We start from the raw sequence: 13,465 nt of genomic DNA on the forward strand, positions 1-13,465 counted from the left end.
GTGTGGCCCAGGCCACACGGCGGATTCGTCTCTCTCACGTTCCACAGATTCAGGAGCCAACAATGAAGTTAGGTCCCAAGGCGGCAGCAGCCGCCATCACCGTCAGCGCAGCTTTGGCGCTGACCGCCTGCGGAGGCGGTGCCACAGGCGCCAATCCGGCCGCGGCCAAGACGACCACCCTAACGTTGGGCACCGTTCAGGAAATTCGTTCCTGGGACCCGGCACAGGCACACGTCGGCCACATTCTCCAGCCTTACCAGGCAGCCTATGACTCCCTGCTCCTGCGCCAGCCGGACGGCAAGCTCAGCCCCATGTTGGCCACCGCATGGAAATACAACGACACCAACACCAAGCTCACGGTTGACCTCCGCACCGACGTGACCTTCAGCGATGGCGCCAAGTTCGACGCCGAGGCTGCCAAGGCCAACCTGGACCACTTCAAGACGGCCAATGGCCCGCAGATGGCCCAATTGACGGCGGTCACCGACGTCGCCGTGGTTGATGCGGACACCATCCAGTTGAACCTCTCCACCCCGGATCCGTCGCTGGAGTTCTACCTCAGCCAGGCCGCCGGCCTCATGGGCAGCCCGAAGGCCCTCGGGACCGAAGCCATCAAGACCGAGCCTGTGGGCTCCGGACCCTACGTCATGGACAAGGCCGCCACGGTCAAGGACTCGCAGTCCGTGTTCACCGCGCGCAAGGACTACTGGAACAAGGACCTCCAGAAGTTCCAGAAGGTCACCTTCAAGACGCTGACCGACTTGACCGCCCGCACCAACGCCCTCGTCTCAGGCCAGGTGGATGCCACACTGCTGGATCCCAAGACCGGCAAGCAGGCCGAAGGCGCGAAGATGACCCTCGCAGCCAACCAGGTCGACTGGCAGGGCCTGATCCTGATGGACCGCGACGGTGCCAAGAACGCACCGCTGAAGGACGTCCGCGTACGCCAGGCCATCAACTACGCGTTTGACCGCAAGACCATCCTTGACCAGGTCCTGCTGGGCCAGGGCACACCCACCTCGCAGCCCTTCGGCAAGGAGAGCGGCGCCTGGACTGAAGAGCTCGAGAACAAGTACCCCTATGACCCCGCGAAGGCCAAGGCCCTGCTGAAGGAAGCCGGCTATGAGACTGGAGTGACCATCGAACTGCCCTCGGTTCCGGGCTTCGAAACCCAGATCGCCGTGGTCAAGCAGCAGTTGGCGGACATCGGCATCACGCTGAACGTTGGCTCCGCGATCACCAACACCTTCACCTCGGACGTCGCCGCACAGAAGTTCACCACCATGTACTTCTCGCTCTTCCAGGGTGAGCCGTGGGTTGCCATCAACCAAATCGTCTCCACCAAGGCCCTCTACAACGCCTTCAAGAACACCACCCCTGAACTGCAGGCAAAGATCGACGCCGTCCAGAAGGGTGGTACCGATGCCCCGAAGCTGGCCCAGGAAGTCAACAAGTACGTGGTTGAGCAGGCCTGGTTCGCACCTCTGTTCCGGGTGAACCAGATGTACTACCACAACTCCAAGATCACCGTGAGGCCGCAGATCCAGCAGGCCGTCCCGTCGATCTACAACTACTCGCCCGCCTCCTAGCCACGGGTTAGCAGCCAAAACCGGCGCAGGTCCGGCGGTCCGCCCCAAGCGGGCCGCCGGACCCGCACTCAACACCATGCCAGTTCAACGGAGCCAGCCATGATCCCTTTCATCCTTAAACGCCTCGGCAGCGGAATAGTAGTCCTGCTCGCCGTCTCGATCTTGACCTTTTCCCTGCTCTACGTATCGAGCGGCAGCATCGCCCGGAACATCCTGGGCGATCAGGCAACACCCGAACAGCTGGCCGTCAAAGAAGCCGAATTGGGTCTCGACCAGCCCATCGTTACTCGCTACTTCAGCTGGCTCACGGACGCCCTGGGCGGCAACCTGGGCGCCTCGTGGTTCACGTCCGAACCCGTTGCCAATGCCCTGGCAACCCGCATTCCCGTGACCATGACCATGGTGGTGGTGGCCATGATCCTCATCTCCCTTATCGCCACCCTCATTGGCGTGGCAGCAGCCGTCAAACGGGGCTGGGTGGACCGCGTGGTCCAGGTCGGCGCCATCATCGGCGACTCCATCCCCGGATTCGTCATCGGCATCATCCTGGTCACCATCCTGGCCATCCAGATGGGCCTGTTCCCCGCCACCAGCACCATTGCCCCGGGCGTCGATGCTTCCGCCTGGGTGCTATCCCTGACCCTTCCGGTGATCGCCCTTCTGATCAACGGCGTCACCGGCGGTGCACAGCAGATCCGCAGCGCCGTCATCAAGCAGCTCGAACGCGACTACGTCCGCACCCTCCGCAGCCGCGGAATCGGTGAACGGGAAGTCCTTTTCAAGCACGTCCTCCGCAGTGCCGCTCCAGCCGGGCTGACCGTGCTGAGCCTCCAACTGATCGGCATGCTCGGTGGCGTGGTCATCCTCGAGTCGATTTTTGCCCTGCCAGGCATGGGACCCATGGCTGTCACGGCTACCATCCAGAGCGACCAGCCGGTAGTCATGGGCGTCGTTATGTACACCGTCGCCGTTGTGATCGTGGTCAACCTGATTGTTGACCTGCTCAACGGCTGGCTCAACCCGAAGGTGCGTGTCTCGTGACCGAGTCCGTCGAAACCTCAGCACTGACCACCGCCCCCGGCACGCCCGTCCCTGGGCTGTCCGGTCAGACCGGCACGGTGGTCCGGTCAACAGTGCTCAAACGCCTGCTGAAGAATCCGCTCGGCCTCATCGCCATCGTCATCCTTCTGGCCCTGGCCGGTCTGGCCGTCTTCGCGAATGTCCTGGCACCGTTCGACCAGAACTTCGCGAACATCTCCAAGACCCTGGCAGCACCCGACTCCGTCAACATCCTCGGAACGGACAGTTCCGGGCGGGATGTCTGGAGCCGGCTGCTTTTCGGCGCCCAGCTGACGCTTACCTCGGCATTGCTCTGCGCCGCTGTCGCCATCGTGATCGGCCTCCCCGCCGGACTCGTGGCGGGCTACTATGCCGGAAAGTTTGAAGCCGTAGCCAACTGGATTGTTGGCATTTTGATGAGCCTCCCAGGCTTGATTGTGCTGATGACGATCCGGTCCGCCTTTGGCCCGTCAGTCTGGATTGCCATGGTCGCTTTCGGCGTGCTGATCAGCCCCTCCTACTTCCGGCTGGTGCGCTCAGCGGTCCAGTCGGTCCGCAACGAGCTCTATGTTGATGCAGCCCGTGTCTCCGGGCTTTCCGACGTCCGGATCATCACCCGGCACATCTTCTCCGTAGTCCGTGCTCCGATCATCATCCAGACTGCGGCCATCACCGGTGTGGCCATTGCCATCCAGTCCGCCCTGGAGTTCCTGGGTCTGGGCGATCCCGCCAAGGCAACCTGGGGTGTGATGCTCAGCGAAGGATTCAAGAACGTCTACCTCACGCCTTCGCTGCTCTTCTGGCCCGCCTTTGCCATGGCACTGGCCATCGGTTCCCTGGTCCTGCTTGGAAATGCAATCCGCGATGCCTTGGAAGACGGCGAGAAGATTAAGCACCGCAGGAAGAAGGCACATGCGGCGCAGGACGCGGCTGCCGCCAGCGCCGCCAAGGCCGCCCGCAAGACCGTTGCCGCCGTCGAAGCCGGTACCGAGCACCACCTCGTGAAGGTGACCAACCTCGGCGTCGGGTATCCCCAGGCGGACGGTTCGGTCAAGAAGGTCGTGGATGACGTTTCCTTCCACGTGGACCGCGGCGAGATCCTCGGCATCGTGGGCGAGTCCGGCTCGGGCAAGTCGCAGACGGCGTTTTCGATCCTGGGCCTGCTGCCGGACACGGCACGCATCGTGGCCGGGGCCATCCAGTTCGACGGCAACTACACTGTGGCTCCCGGCGAGGACAAGGTCAACCAGGGCCGGCTGTCCAAACTGCGCGGCAAGCGGATTTCCTACATCCCGCAGGAACCCATGTCCAACCTGGATCCGGCGTTCACCATCGGCTACCAGCTGGTCACCCCGATGGTGCGGGTCCTGGGAATCTCCAAGGCGGAAGCCACCACCCGTGCCATGAAGCTGCTCACCGACGTCGGAATCGTCAACCCGGAACGGACCTTCAAGGCCTACCCGCACGAGGTCTCCGGCGGCATGGCCCAGCGTGTGCTCATCGCCGGCGCGATCAGCTGCGAACCGGACCTCATCATTGCGGACGAGCCCACCACCGCCCTGGACGTCACCGTGCAGGCCGATGTGCTGGACCTCATCCGCGACCTCCAGCGCCGCCTCGGCGTCGGCGTCATCCTGGTGACCCACAACTTCGGTGTGGTGGCCGACCTCTGCGACCGTGTGGTGGTCATGCAGAACGGACGGCTGGTGGAGGAAGGCCCCGTGCGGGAAATCCTGCGCGAACCGAAGGAAACCTACACCCAGACCCTGCTGGCTTCCATGCTCGAAGGCAAGGAACCCATGACCATGCTCGTCTCAACCACCTCGTCAGCAACGGCGTCGTCAACCGCAAAGGAGAACGCACTGTGACCGAAACTGTAGCCCTGGATGCCGCGGCATCAGCCCCGGCACGCGATGGACTCCTGCGCGTGGAGAACCTGGTGGTGGACTATGCAGGCAAGGGGTTCCGGGCCAGGAAATTCCGTGCCCTGACGGACATCAACATCCACATCGGCCAGGGCGAGACCCTGGGCCTGGTGGGGGAGTCCGGTTCCGGCAAGACAACCCTCGGCCGTGCCGTGCTGGGCCTGGCGCCGGTAACCGGCGGCAAAATCACCTTCGAAGGCAAGGACATCAGTCATGCCACCCGGAAACAGCGCCGCCTCCTGAGCCGCGACATGCAGGTGGTCTTCCAGGACCCCTACACCTCTCTGAACCCGGCCTTGGAGATCGGCGAGATCCTCGCCGAGCCCCTGGGTGTCCAGGGTCAGTCCCCGGCAGAAGCAAAAAAGCGCGTGAAGGAGCTCCTGGACCAGGTTGGTCTTCCGTCGGATGCCATCCACCGGCTGCCGCGCGAGTTCAGTGGCGGCCAGCGCCAGCGCGTGGCGATCGCCCGGGCCCTGGCACTCTCACCGAAGCTCATTGTCTGCGACGAACCGGTCAGCGCCCTGGACCTTTCCACACAGGCCCGCGTCCTGGATCTGTTCCTGCAGATCCAGAAGGACACCGGCGTTTCCTACCTGTTTGTCTCCCACGACCTTGACGTGGTCCGCCACATCAGCCACCGTGTGGCCGTGATGTACCGTGGAGAGATCGTGGAGCAGGGGCCGGCAGAGGTTGTCACGCGCAACCCCGAGCACCCCTACACACAGCGTTTGCTCCTCGCTTCCCCGGTGCCGGATCCGGACCGCCAGGAGAAGCGCCGCGCCGACCGCCACCGCCTGCTCGAGGAGCAGCGGCACCAGAACGAACAGGCTGGCGTCCCCGCCTAGGGTTCCTGCCAGAACCAACTGAACCGCAACAAACGATGGAGGGCTAACATGGCCGAATCAGCCAAAATTGGCGTACAGGCAATGATGCTGAGGGACAGCTTCGCTGAAGCCGGAGCATTCGAAACGCTCCGCAAGGTCAGCGAGATCGGTTACAACGCCGTCGAGATCTCCCAGATCCCGATGTCGCCGGAGAACGTGGCTGAACTGGACCGTTCCCGCACTGAGCTGGGCATGGACATCGCCGCACTTTCCGTGGCCATGGAGACTCCCAAGGGGCGCCCGGGCGATTCCCTGGCCGAGCACTTCGACAAGATTGTTGATGACGCCCAACGCCTGGACTCGAAGCTGCTGCGGATCGGCATGCTGCCCTTCACGGCGATGACCTCGATCGGTGCAGTGGTTGACTTCGCCAAGCAGGCCAACGACTACGCGGAGCGACTTCAGGAGCAGGGCCTGAGCCTGTATTACCACAACCACCACATTGAATTCGCGAAGTTCGACGGCAAGTACATGCTGGACATCATCGCGGAAAACTCCCCGGCCATGGGTATGGAAATCGACGTGCACTGGGTACAGCGTGGCGGCCTGGACCCGGTCCGGACCTTGGAAAAGTACGCCGGCCGCACCGCCATGGTCCACCTCAAGGACTACCGGATCGGCGTTATGCCCGAGTCCTCCCTCGGGCTGCTGGATTCAGGGGACTTCGCCGGCTTCATGACCGAGTTCAAGAACGTTGTCCAGTTCGCCGAAGTGGGCGAGGGCAACCTTGACTTCGCGTCCATCATCCCGGCCGCTCAGGCTGCCGGTGCCGCGTACCTGCTGGTGGAACAGGACGAGCTTTACGGCCGGACTGTCTGGGAAGCGCTGCAGACCTCCTACGACAACCTCGTTGCGCTGGGACACGCCGAGCTCTTCTAGCCGGACCGGGCTGGGTTCGACAAGCTCAACCAACGAAACAAGCTCAACCAACGAAGAAGGAAGACTACTGTGAGCAAGAAAGTACGCCTTGGCATCATCGGCCTGGGCCAGCAGGGCGGCGCCTACGCCAAGTTCATCACGGACGGGCTGGTTCCCAACATGGAGATCGGCGCCATCTGCGACATCGACCCTGCCAAGAAGGAACTTGCCTCGGCCACGTACCCGGACGCTCCCTTCTATGAGGACTACATCGCCATGCTGGAAAGCGGCGATGTTGACGCTGTCGTCACCTGCGTTCCGCACTTCCTGCACCCTGAGATGGGCATCGAGGCGCTCAAGCGCAACATCCACGCGCTGGTTGAGAAGCCGGCCGGCGTGTACACCAAGCAGGTCAAGGAACTGAACGAGTTCGCTGCCACCAAGCCGGAACTGACCTTCGGCATCATGTTCAACCAGCGCAACAACCCGCTGTACCAGAAGCTTAAAGAGATCGTGGCGAACGGCGAGATCGGCAAGATCCGCCGGACCAACTGGATCATCACCACCTGGTGGCGGCCGCAGGGCTACTACAACTCCAGCGCGTGGCGCGCCACGTGGGGCGGCGAGGGCGGCGGCGTCCTGGTCAACCAGGCACCGCACCAGCTGGACCTGTGGCAGTGGATCTGTGGCGTGCCGAAGTCGGTGTACGCGAAGGTGGCGTTCGGCTTCCGGCGCGATATCGCCGTCGAGGACGAAGTGACGGCAGTGGTGGATTACGGCGACGGCGCCACCGGCGTCTTTGTCACGGCCACGCATGATCTGACCGGCACGGACCGCTTCGAAATTTTGGGCGACCAGGGCAAAATTGTCGTCGAAAACAGCAAGACCGCCACCGTGACCAGGCTGTACAAGCCCGAGCGCGAGCTCAGTGAAGGCATGGACATGGATGACGTCCGCAAGCTCTTCATGGGCGAGCTGAACCCGGAGGAGTATTACACCACCGAGGTCATCGAGTTCGAGTCCGCTTGGGGTGCCCAGCACTCCGGCGTCCTGGAAAACTTCGCCGCCAACATCCTGGACGGTACGCCCCTCCTCGCCCCGGGCTCGGACGGCATCAACGGCGTGCGCCTGGCAAACGCCATCCACCTTTCCGCCTGGACCGGCAAGGAAGTTGGGCTGGACTTCGATGAAGACGAGTTCCTGGCGGAGCTCAACAAACGGATCGCCGAAGAGGGCAAGTTCCCGCAGCGCGCGTAACCTCCTCAGTGAAGCGGCACTGAGCCGCGGCTGTGGCCCGTTTTGGACACCCCAAAACGGGCCACAGCCGCGACCGGGTTAAGCGCTTTCATCGCTAAGATGGGGCGGTGAGTGAACCCAAGACGCCGGATGCCGCCAGCCCTGCTGTCGCCGCCAAGAAGCATGGCCGGGATGGAAAATCCAACGCGACGATTTACGACATCGCGAGGATTGCCGGCGTTAACGCTTCCACCGTTTCGCGGGCGCTCAGCAAGCCCGGCCGGGTCAGTCCCAAAACTCAGAAGCTGATCGAGGACGCAGCCGCCGAGCTGAACTACCACGTGAACCCGTTCGCCCGCGCCCTTCCCACCGGAAAGACACATACCTTCGGCCTGATCGTTGCCGACATCACCAACCCCACCTTCTTCGACATTATCCGCGGCGCCGAGACCACCGCGACTGACCGTGATTACACCCTGGTGCTCGCCGAGTCAGCCGAGTCACCGGCAACGGAACTTACTGCCGCCCGCCGTCTGATGGCCACAGTAGACGGCCTCATCCTGGCGAGCCCCCGCATGGACGATGACAACATCCGTGCCTTGGCCAGGGACAAACCGGTAGTGGTCATCAACCGCGAAGTCGAGGGTGTGCCGTGCGTGGTTCCGGATGTGCACAAGGGGCTCAGTGAGGCGGTCCGGAGCCTCGCCGGGAATGGCCACCACAAGATCGCCTACGTGGCAGGTCCGCCCGAGTCCTGGATGTCCGAGCGGCGCTGGGAGGGCGTACAGGCGGCCAGCGAGTGGTCACGGCTGGAGGCAGTCCGGCTTGAGTCCACCAAACCAACGGTCGACGGCGGCCGGCAGACGGCGCGGGATGTCCGCGCCAGCGGTGCCACGGCGGTGCTGACCTACAACGATCTTCTCGCCATCGGGCTGATGCAGGAGCTTCAGGCCGCCGGCATCAGCGTGCCGGACCAGATCAGCATTGTGGGCTTCGACGACATTTTCGGTGCGGACTTCACGACGCCGCCACTTACCACCGTGCGTTCCCCACTGGGGGAGTGCGGAGCGGGCGCCGCCACGCGCCTCCTGGACCTGCTGCACGGAACCGGCGAGCCGTCCGGCACCCTGAGCGTGGAAACGGAGCTGGTCCTCAGGGGCTCCAGCGGCCGGATTCTGTCCGCCTGACTGGCAGGGTGACTGGTCCCGCGCCGGCGCTTGGCAAGTTTTGGCAACCGGTTGACAAAACTACGGGCCAAGCCGGATTATTGACCTATGTCACAGTCGATTGCCGCCAACCCAGACAGGCTCCTGCCCGCTGATCCAGGAACGCGCAGCATCGCGCGCGACCTGCTCCAGCGCGTCCAGGACCTCCCCATCATCTCCCCGCATGGCCACGTTGACGCTGCTGTCATCGAGAACAACACGCCCTTTCCTGATCCAGCGGCACTGCTGGTCAGCCCGGACCACTACGTCACGCGACTGATCCACGCCAACGGTGTCTCCCTGGACAAACTGCGCGCGGGCGGCGCCGCCACCCCCGAATCGAGGAACATCTGGCGCACCTTCGTGGAAGCCTGGCCGCTTTTCGAGGGCACGGCTTCCGGCTACTGGCTGCGCACCCAGTTCGATAGCGTCTTCAAGCTCGGCGCAGACCTTGGCGACATGTCCGCTGACGCCAGCTATGACGCCATCGCCGCCAAGCTCGTTGAGCCCGGTTTCCGTCCGCGCCAGCTCTTCAAGGACTTCAACATCGAGGTCCTGGCCACCACGGACGATCCCCTGGACAACCTGGCCAGCCACAAAGCGATCGCCGAGGACCCCACCTTCGAAGGCCGTGTCCTGCCGACCTTCCGCCCGGACCAGTACCTGAATATCGCGCACCCGACCTGGACCGCCAACGTTGACCGGCTGATCGACGCGGCGGGTGACGGCGCCAGCGGTTACAGCGCTTACATCACGGCCCTGGAGAACCGCCGCCACTACTTCGTGGAACATGGCGCAGTCTCGGCCGACCACGGCGTGGCCACCCCCGCGACGCTGAAGCTGGACCGTGCCGAGGCCGAGCGGATCTTTGAACTCGCCCGGGCCGGCAAGGCCTCCGCAGCGGACCGCAACACCTTCGAAGCCCACATGATGTACGAAATGGGCCGCATGTCCGTGGAGGACGGGTTGGTCATGACAATCCACCCGGGCTCCTTCCGCAACCACCACACGCCCACGTTCGAGGCTTTCGGCGCCGACACCGGCCACGACATCCCCTACGCCGTGAACTACACGGAGGCCATCCGCCCGCTGCTGCAGGACTTCGGCACGGCCAAGGACTTCCACCTGGTGCTGTTCACCCTGGACGAGACCGTGTTCTCCCGTGAACTGGCACCCCTGGCCGGGTTCTACCCGTCCGTCTACCTTGGCGCGCCCTGGTGGTTCCTGGACGCCCCGGATGCGATGCTGCGGTTCCGCTCCGCCGTCACCGAAACCGCGGGCTTTTCCCGCTCCTCAGGCTTCATCGACGACACCCGCGCCTTCTGCTCCATCCCGGCCCGCCACGACGCATCCCGCCGGATTGAAGCCGCTTTCCTTGCCCGCCTCGTGGCCGAGCACCGTGTCAGTGAGGAGCGTGCCCACGAAATCATCGTGGACATCGTCGATTCGTCCCCGCGAAGGGTTTTCAAACTGTGACCGCCGAACAGACAAGCCCCGAACAGACAAGCCCCGAACAGACAAGCCCCGCAGAGACCGGCGCGGCAGCCACTCCCGGCGCGCTTCCCCAACTGAACCGGACACTGCACGCGGCCGCAAAACCACCGGTCCGGATCGTCCACCTCGGACTCGGCGCTTTCCACCGCTCGCACCAGGCCTGGTTCACCAGCCAGGCCGGCGACGCCGCGGACTGGGGCATCGCGGCCTTCACCGGCCGCCGTCCGGACGCTGCCGTTGCACTTGCCGAGCAGGACGGCCTCTTTACCCTCGTGGAGCGCGCTGACAGCGGCGACTCGTTCGCCGTCGTCGGAAGCATCGTTGAAGCGGTGGACGGCGCGGACGTGCCGCGGCTCGCCGAACTGGTCGCAGCACCGGCCACCGCCATGGTCACGCTGACGGTCACTGAAGCCGCGTACCGGTTGGGTGCCGACGGGCAGCTCGATACCAACGCGTCCGACGTCGCCGCGGACCTTGAGCTGCTGACTTCAGGCAGCGGGAACCCGTCGACGCCGTTGGGCCGCTTGGTCTTCGCCCTCGCCGCCCGCCGGGCCGCCGGAGCCGGGCCAATCGCAGTGGTCTGCTGCGACAACCTCGCCAACAACGGCACCGTTGCCCACAACGCTGTGACCGGCCTGGCCGCTGCCTGGGACGCCGACCTCGCGGCATGGGTTGAGGCGAACGTCAGCTTTGTCAGCACGTCCGTGGACCGCATCACGCCGCGCACCACGGAAGCCGACGTCGCCGCCGTCGAGGCCGCCTGCGGGTACCACGACAACTCCCCGGTTGTTGCCGAACCCTTCACCAACTGGGTGCTCAGTGGTGACTTCCCCGCCGGCCGGCCACGCTGGGAAGATGCCGGTGCGGTCTTCGTTGACCACATTGAACCGTTCGAGAACCGCAAGCTGTGGCTCCTGAATGGCGCTCACTCCCTGCTGGCCTACGCCGGCCAGCTCCGCGGACACACCACCGTGGCCGAAGCCCTGGCGGACCCGGAGTGCCGCAAAGCTGTGGCGAGCTTCTGGGACGAGGCCGAGGTCAACCTGTCCGGCGCGGCCGCCGGCGGCGCTGACCTGGAGATCCCCGCGTACCGTGACGCCCTGCTCGCACGCTTCAGCAACGCGCGCATCGCCCACCACCTTGCCCAGATCGCCATGGACGGCAGCACCAAGCTGCGCATGCGGGCGGTGCCGGTCCTGCTGGCCGAACGCGCCCAGGGCAGGTCCGGCGCTGCTGCCGCACTCATGATCGCGGCGTGGATGGATTTCAGCGCGGCTGCCGAGACGTTCCACGATCCGCTCGCCGCTGAGGTGGCGGACGGCAATAAGCTCGCGGGCACGGAGCGTGTGCGCGCGTTGCTGGCGCTGATCGATCCGGCAGTTGCTGCCGACGACGCCGTGGTGGAGTTGGTGGCCGGCCTGCTCGGGAGTTTCGCGGCAGACGCCTAAACGGACTTTTTGGCATGGCGCCGCACCAGCGCGTTGTTAAGTAAGCGCACTGTCCGCTAACAGCACTGCCCGGTCCGGGAACCTGGACAGAGCAGTGCTGTTTCGGCTGACGTGCAGTTTCGGATTTTCAATAGAAATTTCTGGCAACCGCTTGCCATTTTATTGCCAAGTGACTAGGATTACAGGCAACGAGTTTCAGGAGACGGCCCCCGTCCAATGTGGATTTTCCGGTTGAGGCATGGCCAAGGATTCACGGCTTCATAGCATTTCAATATTTCGCCGGCCCCCAAGGCGGCAAGGGTAAAGGAGCCCAAACATGAAAAAGCTAAACAAGCTCAGCATCGTCGGCTACGGGGCGGGCGATGCCGCTAACAACCTCGCATTCACCACCGCCACCATGTTCCTGCTGGTGTACTACACCGACGTTGCCGGTATCTCCGCAGCGGCCGCCGGAACCCTGCTGCTTGTCGTCAGATTGTTCGACGCCTTCGCCGATGTCTTTGCCGGCCGGATCGTCGACCGGACCTACAGCAAGCGCTTTGGAAAATTCCGTCCCTTCATCATGTTCGGCTCCATCCCGCTGCTCCTGCTGAGCGTGGCGGTGTTCTCCGTCCCGCAGATCGGTGAATCCGGGGCACTGCTGTACGCCTACGTCACCTACGCGGCCCTTGGCCTCGCCTACAGCCTCGTCAATATTCCGTACGGCTCGCTGGCCGGCGCAATGACGCAGGATCCGGGCGAGCGTGCAAAGCTCGGCTCCGCCCGGCTTGTCGGCGCCCTGACCGTAAGCTCCGCCCTGGGTATCTTTGTCGCCCCGCTGATCAAGCCCGGCGCAGACCTCCAGCAGACGTTCACCACCATCACCCTGGTCTTCGTGGTGATCGGAACGGCGCTGTACTTCTTCACGGCCCTGACCGCCAAGGAACGCGTCCACCGCAGTGTCCCCAAGGTCTCGCTCAAGCAGAGCATGGAGACCCTCAAGACCAACAAGCCCCTGATGATGCTGTGCCTGAGCTCCTTCTTCTTCCTCACCGGGTACCTGGCCCTCACGTCCGTGCAGCTGTACTACCTGCGTGATGTCCTCGGCCGTTTGGACCTCTACCCGGTACTCTCCATCGTCCAGCTGGCGTTGACCTTCGTGCTCGCTGCCTTTATGTCCCGTCTGGTCCGCACCATCGGCAAGAAGAACGTCTACATCTACTCCTCCATGATCACCATCGCAGGCGGCGTGATTATCTTCTTCACCCCTGCCAGCCGGGTCTGGATCGGTTTTTCCGGCCTCGTCATCAGCCTGGTGGGTGTCCTCGCCGTCAACATTGTGGTCTGGGCCCTGGAAGCCGACACCGTGGAGTACGGCGAGTGGAAGACCGGCGTCCGCACCGAGGGCATCACCTACGCGCTCTTCTCGTTCACCCGCAAGTCCGGCCAGGCCGTCGGCGGCGCGCTTGCCGCCTACGCCCTCGCACTGGGCGGCTACAAATCCGGCGGCGCTGCCCAGACCCCCGACGCCATCTTCGGTATCCAGGTGGCGGCCGGCGCACTCCCCGCCGTCATGGTGATCCTTGCGGTATTGGTCATGTCCAAGTACAAGTTGACAGATGCCACGCACGCGGAAATCCTCAAGGAAATCCAGGCCCGCCGCACCAAAACGGCGTATGCCGGCCCGGCTGACGAGAACCACGCCACCCCCACCGCCTCCGCTGACGTCAGCACGCTTGTTGACGCCGGCAAGCCCTCAGGCCAAAAGCTCTAGCACCAACAACTTAC

At 64.0% G+C, this 13,465-nt stretch carries 10 protein-coding genes; all 10 read left to right on the forward strand.

From position 1 onward, the window contains the following. Positions 1-62 precede the first annotated feature (62 nt). The 10 genes from AB4Y73_RS11170 to uidB all read left to right on the forward strand — a co-directional run bounded on the left by AB4Y73_RS11170 (position 63) and on the right by uidB (position 13,451). On the forward strand, positions 63-1,589 hold the full coding sequence (locus tag AB4Y73_RS11170) for an ABC transporter substrate-binding protein (protein WP_441871511.1): 1,527 nt from the start codon (positions 63-65) through the stop codon (positions 1,587-1,589). A gap of 99 nt (positions 1,590-1,688) precedes the next feature. Continuing rightward, on the forward strand, positions 1,689-2,630 hold the full coding sequence (locus AB4Y73_RS11175; RefSeq protein WP_441871513.1) for an ABC transporter permease: 942 nt from the start codon (positions 1,689-1,691) through the stop codon (positions 2,628-2,630). Beyond that, a complete protein-coding gene (locus AB4Y73_RS11180) occupies positions 2,627-4,516 on the forward strand; it encodes a dipeptide/oligopeptide/nickel ABC transporter permease/ATP-binding protein (protein WP_441871515.1) in 1,890 nt (629 codons plus the stop codon). The genes AB4Y73_RS11175 and AB4Y73_RS11180 overlap by 4 nt, the downstream gene beginning before the upstream one ends. Further along, a complete protein-coding gene (locus AB4Y73_RS11185; RefSeq protein WP_441871517.1) occupies positions 4,513-5,418 on the forward strand; it encodes an ATP-binding cassette domain-containing protein in 906 nt (301 codons plus the stop codon). The genes AB4Y73_RS11180 and AB4Y73_RS11185 overlap by 4 nt, the downstream gene beginning before the upstream one ends. Positions 5,419-5,466: 48 nt before the next feature. Next, entirely contained in the window at positions 5,467-6,336 is an 870-nt protein-coding gene (locus AB4Y73_RS11190) for a sugar phosphate isomerase/epimerase family protein (RefSeq protein ID WP_441871519.1), read from the forward strand. Between the two features lie 69 nt (positions 6,337-6,405). Next, on the forward strand, positions 6,406-7,572 hold the full coding sequence (locus AB4Y73_RS11195; protein WP_441871521.1) for a Gfo/Idh/MocA family protein: 1,167 nt from the start codon (positions 6,406-6,408) through the stop codon (positions 7,570-7,572). Between the two features lie 107 nt (positions 7,573-7,679). Further along, positions 7,680-8,738, forward strand: a complete 1,059-nt coding sequence (locus AB4Y73_RS11200) for a LacI family DNA-binding transcriptional regulator (protein WP_441871523.1) — start codon at positions 7,680-7,682, stop codon at positions 8,736-8,738. Positions 8,739-8,825: 87 nt separating this feature from the next. Beyond that, a complete protein-coding gene (gene uxaC, locus AB4Y73_RS11205; protein WP_441871525.1) occupies positions 8,826-10,232 on the forward strand; it encodes a glucuronate isomerase in 1,407 nt (468 codons plus the stop codon). Between the two features lie 92 nt (positions 10,233-10,324). Then, on the forward strand, positions 10,325-11,698 hold the full coding sequence (locus AB4Y73_RS11210) for a mannitol dehydrogenase family protein (protein ID WP_441871710.1): 1,374 nt from the start codon (positions 10,325-10,327) through the stop codon (positions 11,696-11,698). Between the two features lie 316 nt (positions 11,699-12,014). Beyond that, positions 12,015-13,451: a glucuronide transporter gene (uidB, locus tag AB4Y73_RS11215; RefSeq protein ID WP_441871527.1), complete on the forward strand. Its 1,437-nt coding sequence runs from the start codon at positions 12,015-12,017 to the stop codon at positions 13,449-13,451. Positions 13,452-13,465: the final 14 nt, after the last annotated feature.

This window comes from Pseudarthrobacter sp. TAF60_1 (assembly GCF_052113505.1).
Lineage (GTDB): Bacteria > Actinomycetota > Actinomycetes > Actinomycetales > Micrococcaceae > Arthrobacter.

Coding starts and splice junctions, on each gene's coding strand:
- AB4Y73_RS11170 (WP_441871511.1), top strand. CDS start 63: ATGAAGTTAGGTCCCAAGGCGGCAGCAGCCGCCATCACCGTCAGCGCA.
- AB4Y73_RS11175 (WP_441871513.1), top strand. CDS start 1,689: ATGATCCCTTTCATCCTTAAACGCCTCGGCAGCGGAATAGTAGTCCTG.
- AB4Y73_RS11190 (WP_441871519.1), top strand. CDS start 5,467: ATGGCCGAATCAGCCAAAATTGGCGTACAGGCAATGATGCTGAGGGAC.
- uxaC (WP_441871525.1), top strand. CDS start 8,826: ATGTCACAGTCGATTGCCGCCAACCCAGACAGGCTCCTGCCCGCTGAT.
- uidB (WP_441871527.1), top strand. CDS start 12,015: ATGAAAAAGCTAAACAAGCTCAGCATCGTCGGCTACGGGGCGGGCGAT.